Genomic DNA, 25,708 nt, shown 5'->3' with positions numbered 1-25,708 from the left:
ACGGCGATGGCCGAACCGCCTTCATCGCCGCGAAATCCTCGAGCGGCCGTTGGCCGTAAGGGACGGTAGCTCGACGGGACCGACGATTTGCCGCGACCGACTGCCGAGGGCTGGCGTATCCCAGAAGGAATCGCCGACCCTCAGCGGCACCAAATACTACGCAGGAGACCCCGATGGGACGCGTTGAAGGAAAAGTTGCGATCGTGACGGGCGGCGCCGTTGGTCTCGGCGAGGCCATGTGCCGAATGCTGGCCAAGGAAGGAGCCAAGGTCGTTGTTACGGATATAAAGGGGAAGGAGGGCCAAGCCGTCGCCCACGCCATCGTCAAGGCCGGTGGCGAGGCGATCTACCTGGAACACGATGCTGCCAGCGAGGCGGACTGGGAGAGAGCCATTGAGGAAACCCTGGCACGCTACGGCGACCTCAATGTCGTCGTGAACAATGCCGGCGTGGCACTTGGCGCGACGGCGGAAGACACCAGTCTAGAAGACTGGCGCTGGTTGATGAGCGTCAACCTGGACGGTGTCTTTCTCGGTACCCGCTATGCGATCAAGGCGATGAAGGACCGGGGCGGTGGCTCGATCGTAAACCTCTCCTCGATCGAGGGTATCATCGGCGATCCCAACCTTGCCGCTTACAATGCCAGCAAGGGTGGCGTACGCATTTTCACAAAGTCGGCCGCCCTGCACTGCGCCAAGTCGGGCTACAAAATCCGGGTGAACTCGGTGCATCCTGGCTATATCTGGACGCCAATGGTGGAAGGCTATCTTCGTTCGGTCGGGGATGTGGACGAGGGTCGCAAGGCCCTTGATAGCTTGCACCCTGTAGGTCATGTGGGCGAGCCTGACGATATCGCCTTCGGCGTGCTCTACCTCGCCTCAGACGAGTCCAAGTTCGTGACCGGTGCGGAACTGGTGATCGACGGGGGCTACACGGCGCAATAGGCGGCACGCTTAACGTCGCAGAAATCGTCTCTGTATAGCCGTTCGAGAAGAGTGGCTTGGCCGGGCGTCTGCTGGAGGTGCTCTTTGGTTGGAGCGCCAACCCCACCCTGTGCCCTTCCACCTATTGAGCTTCGTGTTGATCGGCGGCGATTTCGTGCTGATTGCCGGGTGATGTGCAGGTCGCCCGGTCCAAGCAGGTCGCCCGGTCCAAGTAGGTCGCTCGGAAAGATATCCGCCGGCGCGCTCGGCATGATCGAGGATCGCCTTCCGAGTGCATGTCGACACCGACGGCTCAATATGCGGGTCGGATCGGGCTTTTCCTGTCGGCCCGTTACCGTTTCCGGGGCACGCGGTGCGCGACATTCTTGTAACGGCTTGTAACCAGTCCCTGCGGCTGAAGCGTCGCGTTACAAATCGACGCGTCGTCGACATGATCGCGTTACGCGCACCGCGTAGTCTCTCCAGTATCGAAGCTGCCGGATGGCGACGCGGAGGACGGTCCACGATACCGCGCACCCGGCTCCTTCGAGAAGACTTGACGGATGGAAGCGCTGCTGTCTGCCCCGGTCGCGCCCACCCGCTTTTCGCGGTGATGCGAATGGGGCGCGGCGATGCCGCCTCCGCGACACCGGTGACGAAACTGGAGCATGGCCATGCCTGACGCCGCCCCCGCGCCGACCCATCCCGCCCTCGGCACACCGATCCCGCCCCGAGCAGTGCCGCGGATACCGGTGAAGGCCCTGGGCTTCAGTCTGGGCGGGTTCCTGGCGATCACCTATGTCCTCTGCGTGCTGTTCGATCTGTGGTTCCCGCAGCAGGCGATGCGCGATGCGTGGCTGCCGCTGCTTCCAGGCGTCACCTGGCTCGACTGGTGGAGCTTCCTGCTGGGCCTGACCGAGGCCTTCGCCTACGGCTGGTACGTGGCCCTGGTGTTCGCCCCTCTGTTCAACGTCTGCGCCGCGAGACTGCGATGACCGCCGACGAAAACGCGACGACCGCACACCTCACGCCGGATGCGCTGTCCACTTACACCCTCGACGCCGCACGGCGCTGGGTCCTGTTTCTGGACGTGCTCCGCCAGCGCGCCAACCTCATCATGGACCACGAGGCGGCGGGCAAACCGCCGGTGCTGGCCTTCGAGTACGAGACGCTGCTGGACGCGCGGGACTTCGACCCGCCGGCGAACTACGCCCTCCTGCGTATCCTCTGCGTCGGCGATGACAGACTCGAGGACTGCTGCGATCCCGATAAGCTGCCGGTGATCGTGGTCGATCCGCGCGCCGGGCACGGGCCCGGCATCGGCGGCTTCAAACGGGAATCGGAGGTCGGCATCGCCCTGCGCGCCGGCCACCCGGTGTACTTCGTCAGCTTCTTCCCCGAGCCCTGCCCTGGCCAGACATTGCACGACGTCCTGCGCACCCTGCGTCGGTTCGTCGAGTATGTAGGCGACCGCCACGACGGCCGCGCCCCGATCCTGTACGGCAATTGCCAGGCCGGCTGGGCGGTGACGCTGCTGGCCGCCGACTGCGAGGGCCTGGCCGGCCCAGCCGTGCTGAACGGGTCGCCGCTGTCGTACTGGTCCGCCAGCGCCGAGAGCAGCCCGATGCGCACGTTGGGCGCCCTTTCCAGCGGCGCGTGGCTGCCGCATTTCGCCGCCGACCTCGGGGATGGCCGGTTCGACGGCGCGTGGCTCGCGCAGAACTTCGAATTGCTGAATCCCGAGGCCGCGGTCTGGGAGAAACACGCGCGGGTCTTGCGGGACCCCGAGGGCGAACGCGAGCGCTTTTTAGCGTTCGAGCGCTGGCGGAACGCCTTCTTCGACCTGAGCCGCGAGGAGATCGTCGCCATCGTCGAGGACCTCTTCCTCGGCAATCTCATCGAACAGGGCCTGGTGCGCATCTGCGAGGGCTGCTACGTCGATCTCCGGCGCATCCGCAATCCGCTGGTGATCTTCGCCTCCTACGACGACGACATCACACCGCCGTCGCAGGCACTGGGCTGGATCCCGCAGGTTTATGAAACAACCGACGACCTGAAGGCGGCCGGCCAGCGGATCGTCTACCTGATCGACCAGCACGTCGGGCACCTGGGCATTTTCGTATCCGGCAAGGTGGCGCGACGCGAGCATCGCCTGATCCTCGCCAGCCTCCCCGTCATCGCGGCGCTCCCGCCGGGCCTTTACGAGATGCGCCTGCCGGCGGATGCTGCGGCGGATGGCGAGGTCGAGTTCGTGGAGCGGCAGGTCGAGGATCTGCGGAAGCCGCGGGACGACGAGGCCTTCGAGCGGGTCCGCCAGGTCTCGGCGTGGAACGAAAGCGCCTACAGCACCTTCGTCAGTCCCTGGGTGCAGGCGGTCGCATCCCCCTGGACCGCGGCTATGCAGCGCTGACTGCATCCGATGCGGGTCAGCCGCTGGATCTTCTCCGAGCGCCTCAACCCGGCCATGGCCGCCGTCGGCGTGGCGGCGGCCACGCTGCGGGCGTTCCCGCCCGTGCCACAGGACGAGACCTGGCGCGCGCAGGAAAACAAGGCGTCGGAGGCGATCACGGAAATGCTGGCCGCGGTGCGGCAGCTCCGCGATCTGTCGGCCGAGCAGGTTTTTCGGCAACTCTACAGCGGAGGCGGGGACGAGCGCAGCAACGACCACGCCCGGCCAGAGCGTGAACCTGCCGAAGCGAGCGGCGCGTAACCGCGGCTATCCCCTTAATCGGAGAAACAGCAATGCCATCGACGATCAGGAACACGATCATCGGCGCCACCGCCATGGTCCTGCTTGCCGCATCACCCGGCGCACAGGCGCGCGACGCGGAGGATCTCGTCTATATTCCCCTCGGCGAGGCCGGCCGGATCCTGGCGGTCGATCCCGGGACGGATGCCGTGGTCGGCGCCATCGACGGGTTGCCCAACGTGCACGGTCTCGGCGTCTCCAAAGACGGACAGGTGCTCGTGGCCGGCAGTCTCGACACCTGGGCGTCGGGCGAGATGCAGGCGACCAAGCCGGCCGGCATGTCCGACAGCGACCACGACGCCCATCACGGTGGTGGGAAAGCGCAGATGTCGCACGACCCGCGCACCGGCCTCGTCAGCGTGATCGATCCCGACACCCGCGAGGCGGTCCGGCGCATCGAGGTGCCCGGATCCGTGCATCATATCGCCGTCGCGTCGGACGGCCGCTTCGCGATCGCCACGCATCCCATGACAGGCCGAATCAGCGTGGTCGATCCTGAAGACTTCAAGATGATTGCCAACCTTCATGTCGGCCACAACCCGAACTACACGGCGATCACGGCCGATGGAAAGCGAGCCTATGTCAGCGTCGCGGGAGCCGATACCGTGGAGGAAATCGATACCGGCAGCTGGCGCGTCACCCGCACGTTTCACGTAGGGGTAAGCCCCGAGCACGTCGTCCTGGCGCCGGACGAGCGCCACCTGTTCGTCAACAACGTGGGCGACGGCACAATCAGCGAGATCGACCTGTCCACCGGCGATGTCGCCCGAACGATCGAGGTCGGCGGGACGCTGCATGGGATCGACATCGCGCAGGACGGGCGGACCCTCTACGTCGCGGCTGTCGATGCCGACGAGATCGCCGCTATCGAACTCGCGTCCGGCGACATCCGCCGGAGGCGACTGGCGCCGGCCCCCTATCACCTCGCCCGCGTGCGCCCGGGCAAGCTCTACGTCTCCAGCGCCACGGAGTCGCAGATCCGGGTCGTCGACGCCGCTTCCCTTGAACCGACCGGTTTGATCTAATTCGAGGGAACCGGACATCAGATAGCCGTCGCGGGACACTAGCGGCATCAATCCACCGCATCCGTGGGAACGCGCCGACAAAACAGGACCGCCGCTCAGTAAAATTTTACGGCGCACAACAGTTGTCGTTGAACTGCCTCCGCCCCACTCGATGAGTGGTGGGGCGGAGGCCACGGATTCTCAAGGCCAAACGACGGCCGGAACGATTTGAGCCGGCCCAAACGAACCCGGGCTCGTCCTGGCCCCGCCGACTGCGCCGCGGCCGGGCATCAAGACCCGCGCCGACTGCGAGCCCTGGACAGGGTGTGCATGCTGATGTGCATGCTGAAGAGAGGACAGGTTCAATGAGCCACGCACACGGCGGCCATGCCGGCCACATGCCTTCGAGCGGGCGCGGCATGGCGATCTCCGCCTGGCTGACCGGCGTTTATTTCGTGATCGAGATGGGCATCGGCCTGTGGACCGGCTCCATCGCGGTGATTTCGGACGCCTTTCACACCTTCTCCGCGGTGGGCGGCGTGCTGGTGGCGATCGTCGCCGCGCGCCTCGCCCGCCGACCGGCCGACGAGGACCGCAGCTTCGGCTGGTACCGGGCCGAGATCATTGGGGCGCTGGTGAACGGCGGCTTCCTGCTGGCCATGGCACTGATCGTGATCGTGATGGGCGGGATGCGGCTGTCCGACCCGATCGACCTGCCGACCACGCCGATGCTGGCCGCCGCGGCGGGCGGCCTCTTCACCGAGTTCATCTCTCTCGCCCTCATCTGGAAGCAGAGCCAGAGCGACCTGAACGTCAAGGGCGCGCTCTGGCACATCATCCAGACCTTCGTGGGCAGCCTGCTCATCATCGTCACCGCCCTCGTGATCCAGTTCACGGGCTTCCTGCTGATCGACCCGATCCTCGGCATGGCCTTCGGCGTCGTGCTGCTCTGGGCGAGCTGGGGCATCCTGCGCGATGCTGCCCACCTCCTGATGGAAGGCACGCCCGCCGAAGTGAGTCTGGGCGAGGTGACGGCCGCGCTAGAGCGGATGGAAGGCGTGGCGGACGCCCATCACGTGCACGCCTGGGCGCTCACCAGCGGGCGTTACGTCTTCTCGGGCCATCTGCGGGTGGCCGAAGGCGCCGACGAACAACAGGTATTGAAGGCCGCGCACGGAATGCTGAAACGAAAGTTCGGCTTCTTTTTCGTGACGTTGCAGGTGGAAAGCGTTTGCCTTGACGAATCCGGGGCGGAGGCGATCGATGTCACGCGCCTGGCGGCGACAGAGGCGCGCGAATGAAAACCGTCCCGCTGCTCCTGCTGATTACGCTGTCCGAGGCGACCATCGGGGTCTTCGTCAAGCTGACCGACGGGCTGATCCCCATCCAGGTCCTGAATTTTTACGCGCTCGCCTTCGCGGCAACCTTCCTGATGCTCGCCATGCCGCTGGCGACCGGGCGGCCGCTGCGCTTTCCATGGGGCAACGTAAAGGACACGGTGGTTATCGGCGCCCTGATCGCCACGCAGATCAGCGTCTTCAACTTCGCCATGACTTTGGTGCCCATCGCCAACGCCGTCATCTTCTGGAGCGTCGCCCCCTTCTTCACCTTTGTCTTCTCGGCCCTGTTCCTCGGCGAGAAGGCGCGCTGGAGCTACGTCCTCATCTTCGCCGTGGCCCTGGCAGGCATCGTTCTGGCGAAACCGCTGGAAGGCGGGCACATGCTGGGGAATCTGGTAGCCCTCGGCGACGGCGCAATCTATGCCGCGATGGTCACCTACATGCGCCATGAAGGGAAGACCGAGGCCGGCAACGACATCGCCTGGTCGATGCTCGCGGCGGCGCTGTTGCTTTCGCCGATGTTGGTTCTCTTCGGGCCGGGTGCCGTCGGGGCGACGGTCCCATATGCGGCCCTCGGCGTGGAGCTGCCGGTGATGCTCTGGGCGGTGGGCCTGGGGGTCGTCTCAACCGGGTTCGCCTATTTCGGCATCTCCATCGTCCTGAAGACACTCAACGCCAATGTCTATGCCCTCGTGGACATTATCGTTTCGCCGGTGGTGGCCTCGACGCTGGGCTATCTGATCTTCGGCGAGGTGCCGGCGCAGGGCATGATCTATGGCGGGGCGATGCTGCTGGGTGCCGGGTTCTGGCTGACGCGCGAGATGTCCCGCGGCGCGGAACGGCGGGCGGTGCACGCCTGCCAGTGTGCATGAGGGACGGGACCGCCGCGGGAAGCGAGGCCAAATGACCGCACGTCTTAATGTCGCTACAAAATCCGGCGCCCGATGGCTGGGAGAGACATCGTGCGCACAACGCTATCTAGTCGAACTGCTGACGATGCCGAGGACCACGCCGACATTGGCCCGCGCGTCCGTCCGCGTCCAACTCGAAAGGGACCCGCATGAGCCCAAGGGGCCTCACCAAGGGGCGCAAGCCCCTCTTCGCGGCACGAACCAACGATGAACGGGATGCCGGTCCGGGGTCGCGCCACGCGGCCTGGCTCGCCGCCCTCCGGATCTACTTCGTCGTCATTATCGCCGGCAACCTGCTGTGGGAAGCGTTCCACATGCCGCTGTACACCGTGTGGCGGGAGGAAGAGATGTCCACGATCGTGGTCTACGGCCTGCACTGCACCGCCGGTGATATCCTAATCGCGCTCGCCACCTTGATCGGACCCCTTCTCGTGCTGGGCCACCCGGCATGGCCCGAGCGCGGATTCCGGGGCGTGGCCGCCAGCGCCATCGCCCTGGGTGTCGGGTACACCGCGTTCAGCGAGTGGTGGAACGTCGAGGTACAGCAGTCCTGGGCCTATACCGAGGCGATGCCGACCATCGGCGCGACAGGCATCGGCCTTTCGCCGATCCTGCAATGGCTCGTTGTGCCGGGCATCGCGTTCTGGCTGGTCCGTCGACTCAGACGCACCGGGGACAGGTCCGCCGTGCCGACGGCCGGAACCAGGTCGGCGGATGGATATCGCCAAGAGAGGTCCGCGGAATCCGGGTAAGTTTTCGGAGGCCCACTTGATCGAAGGGTTTTTCCCCGCGACCGCCATGCCGGATCGCGACTGGTGGGCGGCCTTGTGGCCGGAACCGGCGGGTGTCTTGCGCGCCCTGGGAATCCGTCGCGGCATGGCCGTCGTCGACCTGTGCTGCGGCGACGGTTATTTCACGGCGCCGCTCGCCAGGATCGTCGAGGGCCAGGTCCATGCCGTGGATATCGACCCGGCGATGATCGAACAGACCCGTGCCGCGCTCAAGGCCGCCGGCGCCTCCGCGCTCAGCCTCATCTGCGCCGACGCACGCGACCTGCCGGACCTGCTGCCCGGCAAGGCCGATTGCGTGCTGATCGCGAACACCTTTCACGGCGTGCCCGACAAGACGGGGATGGGGCGCGCCGCGGTGGCCGTGTTGAAGCCTCGTGGCCACCTCGCCATCGTGAACTGGCGGCCACTGCCGCGCGAGGCCGAGGCCTCGCCCTCAGCGACGGCGCTGATGAAGGCAAGGTGGTGTACGAGATCGAGCTGCGCGTCCGACAGGGACGGCCAAGTCTGTCGAACGTGCGCCATGTCGGCCCCCTTTGCGAGCGTCAGCACGACCTCCGCGACGCGGACCCGTGTCCCGGCGAAGATGGGGGCCACGTTATGGATCTCGGGGTCCGAGACGATGAGCGATTTCTGCAACATCAGCGCCCAGTTCTTATCGCAGTGGGTGTCGCTCATAATACTCCGCTGGGGAGTCCGCCACCACACTGGAGATGCGCCGGTCCCGGTCGTCAGCCTGTGCAGCGGCGACGGGTCAGATTCTCGAAATCAATTAACATCACGGTTTATGACGCTGATCGGCGCATATACAGCACGCCAATTCACAGCTACTGTTTGCTTAAAAAATATATTTCAGCTATAGATCCAAATATAAAAATCCCGATTTTTCAATGAAAATAACATTTTCACAGTTCGCTTATTGGTCCAATGCTGCAACACTTAAATCCGTTTTGCTCTAAAAACATGAGATAGCTGTTGCAGGTTGTATTGCATATAGTAATATTGGAGTTTTGTTTGTGGGTAGCAACGGAACAAAGCGCCAATTTGTTGATATCGAGTATGAAAGAGAACAACATTCGGCAAAACCGGTTAATTTGGGAAATCAACGCTCAGCGGCCGATGAGTTCGGCTGCGCGCTCCGCGACGCGGCGCACATTGGCTGAACGGTCGGCCGGCAGCGCGTCGATCGGGAACCAAGCCGCTTCGTCCACGTCATCGTCCGCCTGGGGCTCGCCCTGCAACCAGTCCACCAGAATGGCGACCAGCAGGTAGTGATACGCTGGTGGCGTCGCATCGCTCATCACATCGACGGCGTCGATCGCATGGCACGCGCGCCCGGTCACGCCGGTTTCCTCCAGCAGTTCACGCTCGGCCGCGGCCAAGACGGTCTCTCCGTATTCGATCTTGCCGCCGGGAAAACCCCATTGTCCGGCATTGGGCCGGTTCCTGCGCCGAACCAGGAGAACGTGCCCCTGGCGCAGGACGACCGCGATCACGGCAGGCACCGGGCCTCGATGCGCCTCGGCCATCACGACGCGGCCTTGTTGTCGCCATTGGCAGCGAGTTCGTTGGCGAGTGCTGCAAGCCAACGCCGGACCCGGCGGCGATTGACGCCAATATCGTAGTAGCCGGTGCGCGAACGGCTGTAGATAGCGATTGTCGACGTATCGTTCGAAGCGGCTTCGAACGCGACCGTTATCGTGTCGACGAACCCGAAGATCCTTGAGCGTTGCTCGAACTCCGCCTGACTGGCCTCGCGGTCAAGGCTGAGAAGATGCGTGCGTGGCTCGCGCGAAGCTATGGCGACCACAGCCTCGCGCAGCCGGCTGACCGGCACGCTGAATAATGCCGTGTGAATGTCCGCATCGCTCCGTTTCCATGATGGCGGACACGCCAAGCAGGCATTCGGACGGCGCCGTGCCGGAATGGTCGTGAAATCGAGCAGCATCACGTTGAGCCCGTGTTCAGCAAACCTCATCCGGGACTTCGATTACGAGACCGTCGTAGCCCGGTTCAACATTGACCGGGCACCGCGCGGCCACGTCATCATAGTCCAACGTATGATTCATATGGGTCAGGACGGCACGCTCCGGCTTGACCCTGGATATCCATTCCATGGTCAGGTTGAAATGCGCATGGCTTGGATGTGGATCATAGCGCAGGCAGTCAACGATCCAGAGCTTGATACCTTCCAGGGCGCGGAAGCCAGTCCGGTCGATTTCCACCGCGTCCGGTGAATAGCCGACCGGACCGATGCGATAGCCAAGGCTACTCGTCTGACCATGCTCCTGCCGGAATGCGGTACAGGTAAACCCGGCAGCCTCAAAGGGTTCGCCTTCTTCGATGATATGGTCGTTGAGGAGCGCCGCGTAAAACGACCCCGTGGCGCGCGTAGACTGGAAGGCGTAATCGAAGCGTGTCGTCAGCGCCTGCATGGTTTCCACGTCGGCATAGGCGTCGATGGGCGTTTTCCGCGCATAACGCAATGGCCGAAGGTCGTCGATACCGTGACAGTGATCGGCGTGCGTGTGGGTGAAGAGAACGGCATCGATCCCCTCGACCTCCGCATCGAGGAGCTGAAGCCGCAGGTCCGGCGAGGTGTCGACAAGGAGCCGACGTCCCGCCCGTTCCACCAGGATCGACGGACGCCGCCGCCGGTTCCTCGGATTGGCCGGATTGCAGTTCCCCCAGATGCCGCCCACCATGGGCACTCCCGCCGATCCTCCGCACCCGAGTATGGTGACGCGCGTCGTCATCCCTGGCCTTCACCCTATTACCTCAACGGGAACCCGCGGGCGTCACGCCCTCCGTGACCGATGGTCACGCAGATTGCGGCGGCCTTGCCCGGTTGAACAACCTGAAGAAATTGGCGGTCGTCGTCTCCGCCAGTTCCTCTCTGGACATGCCCAAGTGCTCGGCCAGAAAATCGGCGGTGTAGGACAGATAGGCCGGCTCGTTCGGTTTGCCGCGCTTGGGCACCGGCGCCAGATACGGCGCGTCCGTTTCGATCAGCAGCCGCTCGCGCGGAACCATGCTGGCGATGTCGCGCAACTCGTCCGACTTCTTGAACGTCACGATGCCGGAGAACGAGATGTAGAAACCCAGGTCGAGCGCCGCCTCGGCAAGCTCCCTGCCCGAGGAGAAGCAGTGCATGACGCAGCCGTAGGGGCCCCCGCCTTCGTACTCTTCGCGCAGTATCCGAGCTGTATCCTCTTCGGCGTCGCGCGAATGCACGATCAGTGGCAGGCCGGTTTGTTGAGCGGCACGGATATGGGCCCGAAAGCTCTCTTCCTGCGCCGGACGCGGAGATTTGTCGTAGTAGTAGTCCAGCCCGCTTTCCCCGATGCCGACGACGAAGGGGTCCGCGGCCAGCTCGACAACCCTGTCGGGCGCACTTTGACCCTCGGAGCCTGCTTCGTGCGGATGCACGCCGACTGAGCACCAGACATCCTCGCACCGCTTGGCGATGGCGAGCACGTCGGCGAAACCGCTCAATGTCGTCGAGATGGTCACCATCGTCGCGACGCCGGCCCGATTTGCGCGGGCGACGACCTCATCGAGGTCGTCACGGGTCGCGACCATGTCCAAGTGGCAGTGTGAATCGACCAGCATCAGGAAGCGTCCTGCCTTTCCTCCTCGACGTAGCGCGGGAATACGCCGGATGGCTTGGCAATCGCCCTGCCCGGCTCAAGCCGTGTCGGCAACGAAGCGAAGTCGCGCGCGTCATGTGGCTGACCAAGCTGGTCAAGCAGGGCGGCCGGGGCATCGGGCATGAAGGGCTGCGTAACGATGGCAAGCTGGCGGATTACGTCGGCCAGCACGTAAAGCACCGTTTCCATGCGCGCTCGGTCAGTCTTGCGCAGAACCCAGGGCGCCATCTCGTCCACATAGCGGTTGGCCTGACCGACGACTGCCCAGACAGCCTCAAGCGACCTATGGAAAGCCTGCACCGACAGTTCACTGCGCATCTTCGGCAGAACCGCCTGGGTCGCCGCCAGCAGCGATTCGTCGGACGGCATAAGCTCGCCGGGCTCAGGAATCTTCCCGTCGCAGTTCTTGTGGATCATCGACAGGACGCGCTGGGCCAGGTTGCCGAAATCGTTCGCAAGGTCGTTGTTGATCCGGCTTACCATGGCCCGGTGCGAGAAGTCGCCGTCGTTGCCGAACGGCACCTCACGCAGCAAGAAATAGCGCGCCTGATCGAGCCCGTAGTCGTTGATCAGCTGATAGGCGTCGATGACGTTGCCCAGCGACTTCGAGATCTTCTGGCCCTCGTTCGTCCACCAGCCGTGCGCGTAGACGCGTTTCGGCGGCTCAAGGTCCGCCGCCATGAGGAACGCCGGCCAGTAGACCGCGTGGAATCGCAAAATATCCTTGCCGACCATGTGGAGATCGGCCGGCCAGAACTTCCGGTAGTCCGGCGCCTCCGTATCGGGATAGCCGACGGCCGTGATGTAGTTGGTCAGCGCGTCCAGCCACACATACATGATATGCGCTGGATCGTCCGGCACCTGGATTCCCCAGGCGAAGGTCGTGCGCGACACCGAGAGGTCCCGCAGTCCGCTCTTGACGAAGCTGATCACCTCGTTGCGCCGCGCGTCGGGGCCGATGAAATCCGGATTGTCCTGGTAGAACCGCAGCAGCCTGTCCTGCCACGCCGATAGGCGGAAGAAATAGCTGGGCTCCTCCACCCAGTCGACCTCCGCGCCGGAGGGCGCGTACTTCCTGCCATCCTCGCCGTCGGTCAGTTCGTCCTCGCCGTAGAAAGCCTCGTCACGGACGGCGTACCAGCCGGCATAGGACCCGAGATATATGTCGCCGGCATCCTTGAGCTTGCGCCAAAGGTCCTGGCAGGCGTGGACGTGCCGCTCCTCGGTAGTGCGAATGAAGTCGTCGTTCGTGAACTTCCACGGTCCCGACAGGTCGCGGAAGTTCCGTGACATCTTGTCGGTGAACGCCTGCGGGTCCGTCCCGCGCGCCTGGGCCGAGCGCTCCACCTTCTGGCCGTGCTCGTCAGTGCCGGTGAGGAACTTCACATCGCGGCCGTCCAGGCGCATGAAGCGCGCAAGCACGTCGCAAGCCAGCGTCGTGTAGACATGCCCGATGTGCGGGCTGTCGTTCACATAATAGATCGGCGTCGTGATGTAGTACGGTGCTTTTTCGAGATTCTGGGCACCGGCCATTGGTTTCTCCTTGAGGGGATCGCGGCATTTGGGGATGGCGGCGCCCGCTTATCGGGCGATCAACGCGTCGATCTCCAGGAATGCCGTGAGGACCACTTGTTTGCGATCGAAGTTTGCCCGTTCCGCCCGGCCGAACAGACGGCCGATCTTTTCCCATAGCTCAAGCCACTGTTCAAGGCTGGCCCGGTCGAGAAGCCGATGCATCGCCTCGCCCTCCCCACTCACCACCTCGTCCGGCATGGTGCCTGACGCGCCGGCACGTACCAGCCGGGCAAGCCACCAGCCCAGCAGCTCTCCGCCAAGTCGGAAGCTTCCCGCCTCCCCGCCCTGCGAAAGACGGTCGGCGAAGCCGTGCAACCGCTCGGCCGGCGCGCCCGGAATCTCTCGCAACAGCCCGATAAGGTCGCGGTACAGGTCGAGCCCGCCGGCACCCCCCAGCATCAGGGCGCGGCCGATGCTGCCTTCCGACAGACGCGCCAGGGCGGCGGCGTCGTCGCTGTCGAGTCCCGGTGCGTGTTGAGCGAGGAGGCCGCGCACGGTCTGCTCGTCCAGCGCCGGGAGCGCAAGCTGGGAGCAGCGCGAGCGGATCGTCGCCAATAGCCTTGCCGGCGCGTGGCTCACCAGCAGGATCAACGCGTTACGCGGCGGCTCTTCAAGAACCTTGAGAAGCGCGTTGGCGGCGTTAGGGGTCATCTCGTCCACCGGATCGACGATGACTACCCGCCATTGGGCGCTGGCCGGAGTCATATTGCAGAAATGAACCGCCTGCCGGACATGCCCCACCAGAATGTCGGAAGCCACCTGTCCCTTGCGGTCCGGGTGCGGCATGCCGGGCTGCAGGACGAACATGTCCGGATGGCCACCCGCGACCACCTGGCGGCACACGGGATGGTCGGGATCGAGCGCCAGGCTCGACGGCTCGTCACCGAACAGAGCGCCGCCCTGGGCGTTTCCGGCCGCCAGCACGAAACGGGCGAATCGGTAGGCCAGCGTGGCCTTGCCGATACCTCGCGCGCCCGTGATCAGCCATGCATGCGGCAGACGCCCCGACTCCCAGGCGCGCAACAGCGTCCCTTCCGCCGCCTCGTGGCCCATCAGGTCCAGGTTCTGGCGCGGCTCCAGAAGAGGCGGGTCGTCGGATTTCGAAGCCGCCTTGCTGCTCATCCCGGAAAAGTTCGCAGTTTGTCGCGCACGGCCGTCAGAACATCCTTGTGAACGGCCTCTGGATCGCGCTCGGCGTCGACGACGACGCAGCGCGCCGGGGACTCCCGGGCAATCTGCAGAAAACCGTCCCGAAGGCGTACATGGAAATCACTGTCCATGCGTTCATATCGATCCTTGTCTCCGCCGCGCTTGCCAAGACGGGCCATTCCAACGTTCGGCGATACATCGAGGATGATGGTGAGATCCGGCCCTGTCCCGGCGACCACAAGACGCTCAAGCGTCTCGATCGCATCCCGGTTCAAGCCCAGCGCATACCCCTGGTACGCCAGCGTGGAATCGGAAAAGCGGTCGCACAAGACCCATGCACCGCGCGCCAGCGCCGGGCGGATGGTTTCGCGCAGATGCTCACAGCGGGCGGCGTAGTGAAGCAGCGCTTCGCTCAGCGGTTCCCAGGACGTTTCGTGGTGCAACAGCAGGCCGCGGATTTCCTCGGCCGCCGGGCTGCCCCCGGGCTCGCGGGTGCGAACGACGTCCCGGCCGCGCTGCTCGAGCACTTCGGCCAGCTTGGCGATCTGGGTGGTCTTGCCCGCGCCCTCGCCGCCCTCGAAGGTTATGAAGTGCCCTGCGCCCGCATTCATGGTGCGCCGAAGACAAGGTACTCGAGGCTGCTGACGATGCGGCCCAAGGGACCGAGCTGATCGACCGCCATGCCAGCCTCCAACGGAACCTCGACCGTCTCCATGTCAGGCGCCTCCACCCGCAACGTGGCGATTTCCTGCCCCTCGCGGATGGGGGCCGGCACGGGGCTGTCGTAGGTCACGGTGACCGTCATGCTCTCGCGCGCCGTGCGCGGCAGCGTAATCTTCAGGTCCTCGCGGATCTTGAGCGGTACGCGGTCGGCTTCTCCCAGCCAGACGGGCGCCTCTTCGACCGTATCGCCGGCCTCGTACAACGCATAGTTCTGGAACTCGCGGAAACCCCATTCCAGCAGGCGCGCGGATTCCGATGCGCGTTGCTTGGCGCTGTTGAGGCCGTTGACGACGAGGATGAGCCGCCGGCCATCGCGCTCCGCCGAGGCCGTCAGGCCGTAGCCTGCGTTCTGCGTATGTCCCGTCTTCAGGCCGTCCACACCCATGTTACGCCGCAGTAGCGGATTGCGGTTGTATTGCCGGATATCGTTCCAGGTGAACTCAAGTTCGGAAAAAAAATGATAGTGTTCGGGGAAGTCGCTGATGATGTGCTTCGACAGCGTGGCAAGGTCGCGCGCCGTCGTGCGATGATCCTCGTGCGGCCAGCCCGTGGCGTTCTGGAATGTCGAGTTCGACATGCCAAGCTCGTGCGCCGTCTCGGTCATCATCTCGCCGAACGCTTCCTCCGTCCCGGCGATTCCCTCCGCGAGAACGATGGAGGCATCGTTGCCCGATTGGACGATCACACCGCGCAGCAGATCCTCCACCCGCACTTCCTTGCCGACTTCGACGAACATCTTGGAACCGCCCTTCCGCCAGGCCTTTTCGGAAACGACGAAGGTATCATCGAGCGACAGCCGGCCATCCTTCAGGTGCTCGAACACTAGATAGGCGGTCATGATCTTCGTCATCGAGGCAGGCGGCATCTTCGTGTCCGGTTTCTTCGCCAGAAGCACGGCCCCGGTGTCGTGGTCGACCAGGATAGCCTCTCGCGCCGGTGTTTCCAGCGCGGCGGCGGAGCTGACGAAGGCGAAGAGGATGGCGACAAGGATAAGGCCTGAACGCACGCTGTTGCGGAACATCATCGATCCTGATTCTTATCGGTGAAACGAACCACGCAGAGTCGAACTCTAGCTTCGCGCGTTAAGCAGCGAATGCGCCAAGAATATGGCCGACGCCTAGTCAACGACCACGCGGGCACGGGAATAGCCGTTCTCCAACAGGAGGGCCAGCAACCTATCCGCTTCGCCGACATTGCCGACCGGCCCCAGGCGGACGCGGAAATACTGTCGATCCTCCACCATTGCCGATTCGATGCGCGTCGGCGCCAACTGCGAGAGCTGCGCGCGCAGGCGGTTGGCATTGTCGTAGCGCGTGAACGCGCCAGCCTGGATGAAGATATCGCTGGCCTCGGCCGGGGCTCTCGTCACCGTGCCATCGGGTTCCGGCGGTGCGGCACCTGCGGATGCGGACACCGGCGAGCGCTCAGGAGCACCGTCCACGCGCGTCGCGGGTTCGACCTCGGAGCCATCCAGACTGGCCGTGGTGACCTCCATCGCCGGGGCGGCTTTCGGCGCCGTCGCGCTGGCTTCGTCGTTCAGTGCGGCCGTCGCCAGCCGCCGGCTGTCGCCCTCAACGATCTCGACGCGGACCTTGGCCGTGCCCGCGGCCTTGAAGCCCAGAAGCTCGGCGGCGCGTTCCGACACATCGATGATGCGCCCCGGTGCGAACGGGCCGCGGTCATTTACCCGCAGCTTGATTTGCCGGCCGTTCTCCAGGTTGGTGACCCGCACCATACTGGGCATCGGCAAGGTGCGGTGCGCAGCCGTCAACTTGCGCTGGTCATAGCGCTCGCCGTTCGCGGTCCGCCGACCATTGAACCCAGGTCCATACCAGGACGCGATCCCCGTTTGGTTATAGTCGTAGTCGACCTTCGGGTAATACCAGACGCCGGCAACCTCATACGGCTTGCCAACCTTATAGTTGCCCTGCGCCGAGCTGCCCGGCTCCGCCGCGTGCTTGATCTCCTTGGCCGTATGCGCGATGAGCTGCGCCTCGGCGCAACCGCCAAGCAGCATGAAAACGCACAACGACGCGAGTCGTCGGCGCGCTTTCCCATACCGCAACATCTAGGGGTCCCCCTCCTGCGATGCACGTACATCGTACAGTAGAACGGAAAGGTTAATGGAGCAACAAATCTACTCCAAAATTACGCCATAATGCCCCGATTCAGCCCGATTGCGCGCGCTTACGCAGCGATTCGAGAAGCGCAGGCGACGGATATCCGTCGCTTGGCCGTCCGAGCGAATCCTGGAACCGGCGGATCGCCGCCCGTGTCTGCGGCCCCGGCAAGCCGTCGGGCTTTCCTGCGTCGAAGCCCAGCGTATTGAGTAGCCGCTGCATCTCCTTGGTCTGATCGCGGCTTAGCGGCTCGTTCGATACGTCGCGGCCGTTCTGCAGCGGCGGCAGTCCCACGATGCGATCGGCCAGGTGGCCAACCGCGATGGCGTAACTTATCGAGCGGTTCCATCGCAGGATCGCCCGGAAATTGTCGTAGACCAGGAACGCGGGGCCGGCGTGGCCCTGCGGTACGACGATGGAGCCTTCCATGTCCGCTTTCGGCAGCGGATTCCCGTTCGCGCGACGCACGTCCATGGCGGCCCATTCGGCGATCGGCTTCCGTACCTCCAGACCCGCGAGGCTCCAGTCGAAACCCTGTGGCAGCCGGACCTCGCGCCCCCAGATCTCGTCGCCTTTCCAGCCGACGTTGCTGAGGTAGTTGGCCGCGGAGGCGAAGGCGTCGGGCAGGCTGTTCCAGATGTCCTTCTGGCCGTCGCCGGTGGCATCCACCGCATTGTTGACGAATGTCGACGGGATGAACTGCATGTGCCCCATCGCGCCGGCCCAGGACCCCTTCATTCGGTCGGCCTCGATGTGCCCTTCGTCGACGATGCGTAGTGCGTCCAAAAGCTGGGCGCGGAAGAAATCAGACCGCCGCTCGTCATAGGCCAGGGTCGCCAAAGAACCGACGACGGGGAAATCGCCGAGATAATCGCCGAAGTTGGTTTCCAGCCCCCAGAACGCCACAAGATATCGCGGCTGTACGCCAAACTCGGCCTGAACCCGCGCGAGCAGGTCGCGGTGCTTGCTCAGCAGGTCGCGCCCCCGCTCCACGCGCTCCGGCGTCACGCGGCGCTCCAGATAGGTCCAGAAGGTGCGGGTGAATTCCGGCTGACGGCGATCCAGCTCGACCACGCGCTCTATGGGCTCCACGCCTTTCAGGGCGGCATCCAGCGTATTCTCGGAGATGCCCTTCCCCGCCGCTTCCGCCCGCAGGTCGGTCAACCACGCGGCAAAGTCGGGCCCGGCCGAGCGTGCGTCGCCGACACCGGCCCCCATGACGGCCGCGAGGCCCGCAAGCCCCGCAATGACAGCGCGTGGAAATCGCCGATACCTGGCAGCCATCGCGACGAGCCCTCCCCTGTTTTCGAGACTCCGGCGGCAAGCAGTTCTTCGCTTGTGCCACAGGGACCCGTGACGTGCAATTAACCATCGCCACCGACCGTAGACGGCACTGGCATGTAAGTGCTAGACGCTCTGTCTGAACCGGGCCGGGGTGCTCTTCCCGGCTTTCCCGGAGGGGTGGCTGAGCGGTCGAAAGCACCGGTCTTGAAAACCGGCGAGGGTTCCGCCCTCCGTGGGTTCGAATCCCACCCCCTCCGCCATCGGTCAAAGGTCCTTTCCGGCCCGCCGGTAGGATTAGGCGCGAGGTCCACCCCGCAAGAGGTATGTATTTAATACCCTTCCATGGGGTATTTTCGTTCGGCAATCCGTTTGTTCCAAGGACGAGCGAATCGCCCAAGAGCAACGCTCGCCCGCTCCCAAGGGGGGCCAGCGCCATGCGAAAAATTCAAGCTGTCTTGCTCGGTATAGCGATTTGTTTCTGCGTGACGGAAGGGCTCGCCGAGCCGATGACCCTGGACGTGGTGCTTTCGCCCAAGGATCAGATCCGCCTCGACTTCAAGGATGACGACAAGCATTTCGTCGTGCTTACGCAGCGTGAGGGCAGCGCCGAAGCCGGTGGCGCGTTCTCGGGCGCCAAGGTCGTGGAATACGGCCTTCACGACGTCATACGAGGCGACGGCGGCAACGCGCACGGCTACCTGGAAGTAACCACGAGCGAGGGGGACGTTGCCTATTTCAAATGGCAACTGCGCGCTTTGTTCGTTGCCGGGCCGGACGGCAACGTCAAGGTCGTCGACAAAGGCCATTGGGAACTTACGGGCGGCACCGGACAGTTCGCGTCGATGCGCGGCGTGGGAAGCCTGCTTCTGGAGTTCGTGAACGAGACGGATCGCCGCTATCTCCTCGAAGGGGATATCTCGCCCAAGCTTTAGTGGCGATGACCGCGCGGCGATACAGCCGTCTCCGGGCCTGCCACCCGCGGCTGGCCAATCGATCTCAGCTTATGCCGGTTGTTCCCGAAGGCTGTGCCAATCGTCTGACCGGCCGGATCGCTTCGCCGCGCATCATCTTCGGCATCTCCCCGACCGGCACCATTCCCTGGCGCATCAAGGCTGTCTTCAGGGGGGTGAAGCGATCAAGCAGCGATAGCCCCAGGTGCCGGGCCGCCTGGACCGGAGGGAACCGGGTCATGACGGCGCGGTTCAGGGCGTCGACCGCTATCACACGCGCGACGACGTCGGGCCGGCGGCGGCGTTCGTAGGAACGCAGGACTTCCTCGGCGCCGATGTCGCAGCCCTGTCTCCACGCGTCCGTAAGCACCTCCGCCAGCGTGGTCACGTCGGTAATACCGAGGTTCAGCCCCTGCGCGCCGATGGGTGGCAGCGCGTGAGCCGATTCGCCGACGAGCGCCAGCCGGTGCGCGGCGTAGCGATCCGCGAGCAGGCTGCCGACGGGATAGGAAAAGCGCGGCCCAACCTTGGTAAGGTCACCGAGTACATTGCGCGTCCGCGCCGCAAGTGCGCGCAGGAACGCATCCTCGTCCAGATTCATGAAGGCTGCCGCCCCGCGCTCGCGCTCCACCCAGACGACGCTCGAACGATTGCCTGGCAGCGGTACCAGAACAAGCGGCCCGTTCGGACGATGGAACTCGGTCGAGGTATTGCCATGCGGCCGCGTATGCGCAACCGAGAACGCCATCGCCGTCTGACCATAGGTCCATCGCCGCGCGCGAATGCCAGCGGCCTCACGACACGGCGAACCCTTCCCGTCCGCGCCAATGGACAGGGCGGCGGTCAGGACCCGGCCGTCTTCCAGCGTTGCCCTAACACTGGTGCTCTCGTATCTGATTTCACTAAGTTTTGCCGGAGCTATGTGATGTGCATTCGCCAGTTCCCGCAGCCGTCGCATCAAGGCTTGGCGCAGCACGGCGTTGGGCACGTTGAAGCCGAACGGCCCCTCCCCCACATCGGCCGAATCGAAGACCGTCGTCAGCGGGGCATTGGCGCGGCGGCCGTTCTCGTCGATGATGCGCATTACGTTGAGCGGCGCGCTTTCCGTCTCGCAGTCCGCCCAGACTCCACAGGCCGAAAGGGCTCGGACCGCGCCTTGCAAAAGCGCCGTAGTCCGCCCGTCCAGGGCCGGCGCCTTGGTGGGCTCGGGCGGCATTGCATCCACACAGGCGACCTCGAAACCCAGGTCGGCCATCACGACGGCTGCGGCGAGGCCTGCGACCCCGCCGCCGACGACCAGAATATCGCAATGATGTTCGGTGTTGCGCATTAACATGACGCCAGGACAATGGCGCGAAAGAGCGGCTTTTTCCAGGGTCGAGGGCTTGCGCCGCCGCCGAGCCTTCGCCATCGTGTGCGGCCGGTCGGCCCTGACCCTGGGAATCCCGAGATTTGAGCATTCAGCCATCGCACCGTCCACCGTCTCCGCCGCCCAGGCGGCCATCGCAGCCTGCGGTCAATCTGCCGCGGGCGGTTGGCCTCCTCATCGCGGCCAACGTTGTCGTCTACGTTCTGCAGGCCGCGATGCCATGGCGCTATGAGGCGTGGGTCGTCACCCATCTCGGATTCGTGCCGGCCCGCTACAGCATACCGGGTGCGCTGGACTGGGCGGCCTTTGCCGGGCCGTTGTCCCATCAGTTCCTGCACGGCGGGGTGGTGCATCTGCTGATCAACATGGTAATGCTCGCTGCCTTCGGCAGCGGTGTTGCCCGGACCATTGGCGCCGGCCGGATGCTGATCCTCTATTTTCTCTGCGGCGTGGCCGGCGCTTTCACGCACTGGTTCTTCTACCCTGAATCAACGATTCCCGTGATCGGCGCCTCCGGTGCCATCAGCGGCCTGTTCGGAGCCGTCCTGCGCCTGATCGCGGCCCATCGCCGTATCGACGGCGGCTTCCGGCGTGTCCTGCCGGTTGCGATCATCTGGGTGGGAATAGCCGTCCTGACGGGATTCACTGGCATGCCCGGCACGGGCGGGGCGCAGGTCGCCTGGGCCGCGCATATCGGCGGGTTCGTGCCGGCGCTTCTGTTCTTCGACCTGTTCGCCGCGGGCAGCCGCCGCCGGCCGCGGCCATAGCGGGCGAGAAGTCGCCCGGCTGTGCGCAGTTACCTACCGTTCATTGCGGCGAATCCGCGTTTCCTGACCTTCGGCGTCCTGGCCACGCTGTTCTCCAGCTTTGGCCAGACGTTCTTCATCGCGCTTTTCGGCGGTGCGTGGCGTGAGGCCTTTGACCTCAGCCATGGCGATGTTGGCGCAATCTACTCCGGAGCGACGCTGGTAAGCGGCCTCACGCTGATGTGGCTTGGACGTCTGATCGACCGGGTCGCGCTGTGGCGCTACACGCTGGCTGTCTGCCTGGCGTTGTCGGGGGCCTGCCTTCTCACCGGGCTGGTACCGTCGGCGGCGATGTTGGCGATCGCGTTCTTCACGCTGCGCCTGACCGGTCAGGGCCTGTTAAGTCACCTGGCTATGGTCGCAATGGCGCGGCGGTTCGTGGCCACGCGCGGGAAGGCGGTCAGCCTTGCCGCGGTCGGCCACCCAGTCGGTGAGGCGGTCTTTCCGCTGGTTGCCGTTGTGCTGATGGCGGCGCTCGGGTGGCGCGGCGCGTGGTTGTTGTTCGGGGCGGTGCTCATGGTCGGGTTGGCGCCGCTGATGCTATGGCTGCTGCGCGGTGCCGAACGGGATAGAGGCAACGGCGCAACCGCGACCAAAGGTATGGCGGTGCAAGCCGGAAACCCTGGTGATCGCAGCTTGAAGCAGGTTGTGCGCGACCCGCTCTTCTTTGCCGTCATGTTTTGCATGCTGGCACCGGCGTTCATCACGACCGGGCTGTTCTTCCATCAGGTGGCGCTCGCCGAGGCCAAGGGTTGGAGCCTGTCATGGCTTGCGAGCTGTTTCATCGGCTTTGCCGCGACGCAGACCTTGGGCGGGCTCGGCACCGGCACACTGGTCGACCGCTTCGGCGCCGTGCGGGTGCTGCCTATGTATCTGCTGCCGCTGGCGGCGGCGTGCGCTGTTGTCGCGTCATTCGATCATCCGCTAACTGCGGCGGTGTATCTGGGGCTGGCGGGTGTGACCGCCGGTGCCGGCATGACGCTCTTGGGGGCGCTCTGGGCCGAGGTTTATGGCGTTGCCCACTTAGGCGCCATTCGTGGCCTTGTGCAGGCTATGATGGTGTTGGCGACCGCCGCGGCGCCCGGCCTGCTCGGCTGGCTTTTGGACGGCGGCATCGGATTCTCGGCCATCGGTCTGGGCTGTGCCGGTTATGCCGCGGGGGCATCCGCGCTCCTGACGGTGCTGCGGGCGAGCCTGCTCAAGCGTATCCAGGCAGCCTGATGGGAGCATCGAGAGCTACCACAGCTCTTCCTCGATCGCGTGCTCGAAGGAAATCTCGTCCTGCACCTCCGCCATTTCCGCTCCCAGGAAGTCACGCAGGCTGACGACCCCCAGCGGATGCCCGTCATCGCACACCGGGAGGTGACGAAAGCCGCTCTCCTGCATCGTGCGGAGGGCATCGATGGCTTTCGTCTCGGGCCCGGCGGTAATAACCGGGGTCGTCATCACGTCGTAAACGGATGTCGATTTGGGATCGAGGCCCCTGGCCACGACGCGGTTCACGACGTCGCGCTCGCTGAAGATGCCTTCGATGTTGTTGCCGTGCATGACGACGAGGGCGCCGATGCGGCTTTGGGTCATGACGCGGGCCGCTTCGACCACGGTAGTGTTGCCATCGACACTGACCAGCTTGCCGCCGGCGATGATTTCACGAAGATGCCGCTGTTGCATACCGCGCCCTCCAGCTTGGCTCCGAACGAGGGCGGCAGTGTACGTTACAAGTCGGTATTAAGAACAGACCGAACCTAAGATTTTTCCGCGAGACTCAAAGCTTTAGGATTGCTTTCCCGAAGTTTTGCCTCAGCAATCTCGTACAGCAATGCATGTACGTGACCATCCGCGTCGCGCCGGCCACAGCGTATCTCTTGAGCAAGGTGGGAGATCATGCGCACCAGGTCCTCGCGCAGCGCTGTCTGGTCGGCCGGCTGGGCGCCCTCCTCGCCATAGAGGCGGGACAGAGCCGCGTGGCAATCGCGCAGCGGCGCATCCGCGGCGGTCTGCTCCCGTGCGGCAATCGCCATCGCCGCGCCGACCATGAGCGCGTCGTACTTTTTATACTCCGGCAACTCGGCTAGCAGTTCGCGCAGCAGCACCTCGCGCGCCTGCCAGAGAAGCTCGGCACCGCTTGGACGATCGCGCATCAGGCGGCCTCCCATGCAGCGGGATCGGTCATCTTCAGGATCTCGTACTCAAGCTCGGCCGCCCGGCGGCCCGTCAGTGCCAGCTCCAGCGAGGGCTCGGCGCCAGAGACATGACGCGCACCTTGCTGCAAGGCGATGACGGCCCAGCGGATGTGCGCCATCACCTCCCAGTAGCGCACCGCCTGCCGGTCGATCTCCCGCTTCGCCACACGGGCATAGCCGCGATAAAACGGTTCTCTGCCGGCGATACCGCCCGCTTCGAGGTCCGGCCGGCTGAAACGCCAGCACTTGGCACAGAACCAGCCTAGGTCGCTCATCGGATCGCCCCAGGCGGCGAACTCCCAGTCCAGGATTGCCGTCAGGCCGGCGTCGTCCACCATGTAATTGCCGGTGCGGAAGTCCTGATGCACCAGAACGATCTCGCGGGTTTCCGGAGCGTAACGCTCGCACCAGCGCAGCCCCCATTCCAAGGCGGGTCGAGGCTCGCCAAGCTGGTCGATATAGGCACGATAACGCCCGACGGCATCCTCCGCCGCGTTGCCGTCCGGCATTTCCAGGAAATCCAGGTCCCGGCGCGGCGGGGCGACACTATGAATCCGGGCCAGCTCCTCGCCCAGACGCTCGGCAAGCGCCTCGCGGTCGCCGCCCAGCGATGTGTCCTTTACGATACGGTTGCCCAGCCCCACGCCGTCGGCGCGACGCATGACATAGAAAGGGCGGCCTAACACCTCGCTGTCCTCGCAGAGCCACAGCGGCTCCGGCACCGTGACGCCAGCCTCCCAGGCGGCCTTCAGCACCCGGAATTCCTGGGCGCGGCTCAGGCTGACGGCGACGGCGGACGGCGCGTCGGTGCGCAGCACCACGGCATGCCGTCCGTCGTGCGGCCCGCCGTGGAGTCTAAGGTCAAGGAGCCAGTTTTCCTGGATCGCGCCGCCCGACAGCGGCCGCGCCTGCTCGACCTCGGCGTCCCTGGCCCCCGCGGCGTCCGCTAGAAAGGCCTCAAGGGCCGTTTTGCGCTCGATCAGCCCGATCTCCATCCCCAGAAATCCTGCCCTTCCTGCATCAGATGCCGCGCCAGGACCATCTTGTGCACCTCGGATGCGCCATCCACAAGACGCGCCTGCCGGGCATAGCGGTACATCCATTCGAGCGGCGTATCCTTGGAATACCCGCGCGCGCCGCAGATCTGCAGCGCGGTATCCACGGCCTTGTGTAGCGTCTCGGCGACCTGGATCTTGGCCATCGAGACCTCCTTGCGGGCGAAGCTGCCGGCATCGAGCGCCAGCGCCGCCTTCATCGTCAGCAGGCGGCCGACCTCCACCTCCATCGCCGCTTCGCCAAGGAGCCACTGCACGCCCTCGTGGTCGGCCAGCTTCTCGCCGAACGATTCCCGCTCGCCCGCATAGTCGCGCGCGATTTCCAGCGCCCGCTTCGCCATGCCAAGCCACCGCATGCAATGGGTCAGGCGCGCGGTTCCCAGGCGAATCTGTGTGACCTTCAGGCCGTCCCCGACATTCAACAGCCGGTTTTCATCCGGGATCTCAAGACCGTCGAAGGCCAGCTCGCAATGGCCGCCGTGCTCCTCCGGTCCCATGATGGGAATCCGGCGGACGATCTCCCAGCCTGGCCGGTCGCGCTCGAACATAAAGGCGCTGAGGCCTTTGCGCGTGTCATCGCTGGTGCGCGCGATCAGGATGAAGTGTTCGGCCACGCCGGCACCAGTGATGAACCATTTGCGGCCGTGAACGACCCAGTGATCGCCGCGCTTCTCCGCCGTCGTGCGCATGAGCGAGGGGTCGGATCCCGCGCCCGGCGACGGCTCTGTCATAGCAAAAGCAGAGCGCACCTCGCCGTCCACGATAGGCTGCAGCCAACGCTGCTTCTGCGCGTCGGTACCAACCTTTTCCAACACCATCATGTTGCCGTCGTCCGGCGCGGCGGCGTTGAAGCACACGGGGCCGAAGATCGAGCGTCCCATCGTCTCGTAGAGCACGGCCATCTCGGCGACGGAACAGCCGAGCCCGCCGCGCGCCCGGGACATCTGGGGCGCCCACAGACCCGCCTGCTTCACCTTTGCCTGAAGCTCTTGCAAGAGGTCAGGCCGGATATTCTCGTGATCGTCATAGGAGGCCGAATCAGCTTCGAGCGGAAGAACCTCGTCGGCAACGAAGGCGGATACGCGCTGGCGAAGGTCCTCAAGCCGGGGCGACAAGGTGAAATCCATAT

24 protein-coding genes, 1 tRNA gene and 3 pseudogenes are annotated in these 25,708 nt (G+C 64.7%); 12 read left to right on the top strand and 16 right to left on the bottom strand.

Annotated elements, in window-relative coordinates:
- Positions 1-173 precede the first annotated feature (173 nt).
- The 8 genes and pseudogenes from DRB17_RS09360 to DRB17_RS20960 all read left to right on the top strand — a co-directional run.
- Entirely contained in the window at positions 174-944 is a 771-nt protein-coding gene (locus DRB17_RS09360) for a glucose 1-dehydrogenase (protein WP_114581938.1), read from the top strand.
- A gap of 653 nt (positions 945-1,597) precedes the next feature.
- Positions 1,598-1,918, top strand: coding sequence for a DUF5676 family membrane protein (locus DRB17_RS09350; RefSeq protein WP_241503792.1), 321 nt, complete (start codon positions 1,598-1,600; stop codon positions 1,916-1,918).
- Positions 1,915-3,633, top strand: a pseudogene (locus DRB17_RS09345) (DUF3141 domain-containing protein). The gene DRB17_RS09350 and the pseudogene DRB17_RS09345 overlap by 4 nt, the downstream one beginning before the upstream one ends.
- 32 nt (positions 3,634-3,665) lie before the next feature.
- A complete protein-coding gene (locus tag DRB17_RS09340) occupies positions 3,666-4,697 on the top strand; it encodes a YncE family protein (protein ID WP_114581936.1) in 1,032 nt (343 codons plus the stop codon).
- A gap of 344 nt (positions 4,698-5,041) precedes the next feature.
- Positions 5,042-5,977 carry a cation diffusion facilitator family transporter gene (locus tag DRB17_RS09335; protein WP_114581935.1) on the top strand — a complete coding sequence of 312 codons (936 nt, stop codon included), beginning with the start codon at positions 5,042-5,044 and terminating at the stop codon, positions 5,975-5,977.
- The gene (locus DRB17_RS09330) at positions 5,974-6,888 is read left to right on the top strand and encodes an EamA family transporter (RefSeq protein WP_114581934.1); all 915 of its coding nucleotides are present in this window, start codon (positions 5,974-5,976) and stop codon (positions 6,886-6,888) included. The genes DRB17_RS09335 and DRB17_RS09330 overlap by 4 nt, the downstream gene beginning before the upstream one ends.
- 188 nt (positions 6,889-7,076) lie before the next feature.
- Entirely contained in the window at positions 7,077-7,679 is a 603-nt protein-coding gene (locus tag DRB17_RS20470; protein WP_193725733.1) for a hypothetical protein, read from the top strand.
- Positions 7,642-8,172: pseudogene (locus tag DRB17_RS20960) on the top strand (class I SAM-dependent methyltransferase); the annotation flags it as partial. The gene DRB17_RS20470 and the pseudogene DRB17_RS20960, both read left to right, overlap by 38 nt.
- 77 nt (positions 8,173-8,249) lie before the next feature.
- Here the strand turns inward: DRB17_RS20960 and DRB17_RS21065 are convergent.
- The 11 genes and pseudogenes from DRB17_RS21065 to DRB17_RS09270 all read right to left on the bottom strand — a co-directional run.
- Positions 8,250-8,357: pseudogene (locus DRB17_RS21065) on the bottom strand (DUF433 domain-containing protein); the annotation flags it as partial.
- A 467-nt stretch (positions 8,358-8,824) separates the two neighbouring features.
- Complete coding sequence (locus DRB17_RS09315) at positions 8,825-9,244, bottom strand: NUDIX hydrolase (RefSeq protein WP_114582067.1); 420 nt, start codon at positions 9,242-9,244, stop codon at positions 8,825-8,827.
- Positions 9,244-9,663 carry a DUF1499 domain-containing protein gene (locus DRB17_RS09310; protein WP_161958764.1) on the bottom strand — a complete coding sequence of 140 codons (420 nt, stop codon included), beginning with the start codon at positions 9,661-9,663 and terminating at the stop codon, positions 9,244-9,246. The genes DRB17_RS09315 and DRB17_RS09310 overlap by 1 nt, the downstream gene beginning before the upstream one ends.
- A 16-nt stretch (positions 9,664-9,679) precedes the next feature.
- Positions 9,680-10,420, bottom strand: coding sequence for an MBL fold metallo-hydrolase (locus tag DRB17_RS09305; protein ID WP_241503791.1), 741 nt, complete (start codon positions 10,418-10,420; stop codon positions 9,680-9,682).
- 115 nt (positions 10,421-10,535) lie between these two features.
- Positions 10,536-11,327: a TatD family hydrolase gene (locus DRB17_RS09300; RefSeq protein WP_114581930.1), complete on the bottom strand. Its 792-nt coding sequence runs from the start codon at positions 11,325-11,327 to the stop codon at positions 10,536-10,538.
- The gene (gene metG / locus DRB17_RS09295; protein ID WP_114581929.1) at positions 11,327-12,898 is read right to left on the bottom strand and encodes a methionine--tRNA ligase; all 1,572 of its coding nucleotides are present in this window, start codon (positions 12,896-12,898) and stop codon (positions 11,327-11,329) included. The genes DRB17_RS09300 and metG overlap by 1 nt, the downstream gene beginning before the upstream one ends.
- Positions 12,899-12,946: 48 nt before the next feature.
- Positions 12,947-14,062: a DNA polymerase III subunit delta' gene (locus DRB17_RS09290; RefSeq protein ID WP_114581928.1), complete on the bottom strand. Its 1,116-nt coding sequence runs from the start codon at positions 14,060-14,062 to the stop codon at positions 12,947-12,949.
- Complete coding sequence (tmk, locus tag DRB17_RS09285) at positions 14,059-14,700, bottom strand: dTMP kinase (RefSeq protein ID WP_114581927.1); 642 nt, start codon at positions 14,698-14,700, stop codon at positions 14,059-14,061. Before tmk ends, DRB17_RS09290 begins: the two co-directional genes overlap by 4 nt.
- Complete coding sequence (locus tag DRB17_RS09280; protein ID WP_114581926.1) at positions 14,697-15,836, bottom strand: D-alanyl-D-alanine carboxypeptidase family protein; 1,140 nt, start codon at positions 15,834-15,836, stop codon at positions 14,697-14,699. Before DRB17_RS09280 ends, tmk begins: the two co-directional genes overlap by 4 nt.
- Before the next feature lie 93 nt (positions 15,837-15,929).
- A complete protein-coding gene (locus tag DRB17_RS09275; protein WP_114581925.1) occupies positions 15,930-16,880 on the bottom strand; it encodes a septal ring lytic transglycosylase RlpA family protein in 951 nt (316 codons plus the stop codon).
- A 100-nt stretch (positions 16,881-16,980) separates the two neighbouring features.
- The gene (locus tag DRB17_RS09270; protein ID WP_114581924.1) at positions 16,981-18,216 is read right to left on the bottom strand and encodes a lytic murein transglycosylase; all 1,236 of its coding nucleotides are present in this window, start codon (positions 18,214-18,216) and stop codon (positions 16,981-16,983) included.
- Positions 18,217-18,387: 171 nt separating this feature from the next.
- Here DRB17_RS09270 and DRB17_RS09265 point away from each other — a divergent pair.
- Together DRB17_RS09265 and DRB17_RS09260 are read left to right on the top strand one after the other, a co-directional pair.
- Positions 18,388-18,476: transfer RNA gene (locus tag DRB17_RS09265), tRNA-Ser, on the top strand.
- Positions 18,477-18,698: 222 nt separating this feature from the next.
- Positions 18,699-19,148: a hypothetical protein gene (locus DRB17_RS09260; RefSeq protein WP_147274868.1), complete on the top strand. Its 450-nt coding sequence runs from the start codon at positions 18,699-18,701 to the stop codon at positions 19,146-19,148.
- A gap of 64 nt (positions 19,149-19,212) precedes the next feature.
- On the opposite strand, the gene DRB17_RS09255 is transcribed toward DRB17_RS09260, so the two are convergent.
- Positions 19,213-20,577, bottom strand: a complete 1,365-nt coding sequence (locus DRB17_RS09255) for a UbiH/UbiF family hydroxylase (RefSeq protein WP_277738572.1) — start codon at positions 20,575-20,577, stop codon at positions 19,213-19,215.
- A gap of 173 nt (positions 20,578-20,750) precedes the next feature.
- On the opposite strand from DRB17_RS09255, the gene DRB17_RS09250 reads away from it, so the two are divergent.
- Both DRB17_RS09250 and DRB17_RS09245 read left to right on the top strand, forming a co-directional pair.
- Positions 20,751-21,302, top strand: coding sequence for a rhomboid family intramembrane serine protease (locus DRB17_RS09250; protein ID WP_114581921.1), 552 nt, complete (start codon positions 20,751-20,753; stop codon positions 21,300-21,302).
- Positions 21,303-21,323: 21 nt separating this feature from the next.
- A complete protein-coding gene (locus tag DRB17_RS09245) occupies positions 21,324-22,562 on the top strand; it encodes an MFS transporter (RefSeq protein ID WP_114581920.1) in 1,239 nt (412 codons plus the stop codon).
- Between the two features lie 15 nt (positions 22,563-22,577).
- On the opposite strand, the gene DRB17_RS09240 is transcribed toward DRB17_RS09245, so the two are convergent.
- The 4 genes from DRB17_RS09240 to DRB17_RS09225 all read right to left on the bottom strand — a co-directional run bounded on the left by DRB17_RS09240 (position 22,578) and on the right by DRB17_RS09225 (position 25,706).
- A complete protein-coding gene (locus DRB17_RS09240; protein ID WP_114581919.1) occupies positions 22,578-23,012 on the bottom strand; it encodes a CBS domain-containing protein in 435 nt (144 codons plus the stop codon).
- A gap of 74 nt (positions 23,013-23,086) precedes the next feature.
- On the bottom strand, positions 23,087-23,482 hold the full coding sequence (locus DRB17_RS09235) for a DUF6285 domain-containing protein (RefSeq protein ID WP_114582066.1): 396 nt from the start codon (positions 23,480-23,482) through the stop codon (positions 23,087-23,089).
- Positions 23,482-24,519, bottom strand: coding sequence for a phosphotransferase family protein (locus DRB17_RS09230; protein ID WP_193725732.1), 1,038 nt, complete (start codon positions 24,517-24,519; stop codon positions 23,482-23,484). The genes DRB17_RS09235 and DRB17_RS09230 overlap by 1 nt, the downstream gene beginning before the upstream one ends.
- Positions 24,504-25,706 (bottom strand): acyl-CoA dehydrogenase family protein, encoded by a 1,203-nt coding sequence (locus DRB17_RS09225; RefSeq protein ID WP_114581918.1) that lies wholly within the window; start codon positions 25,704-25,706, stop codon positions 24,504-24,506. The genes DRB17_RS09230 and DRB17_RS09225 overlap by 16 nt, the downstream gene beginning before the upstream one ends.
- Positions 25,707-25,708 lie beyond the last annotated feature (2 nt).

Source organism: Ferruginivarius sediminum, from assembly GCF_003344765.1.
GTDB classification, from domain to species: Bacteria; Pseudomonadota; Alphaproteobacteria; order Kiloniellales; family Rhodovibrionaceae; genus Ferruginivarius; species Ferruginivarius sediminum.
This window is presented reverse-complemented; position numbering and strand designations above follow the sequence as displayed.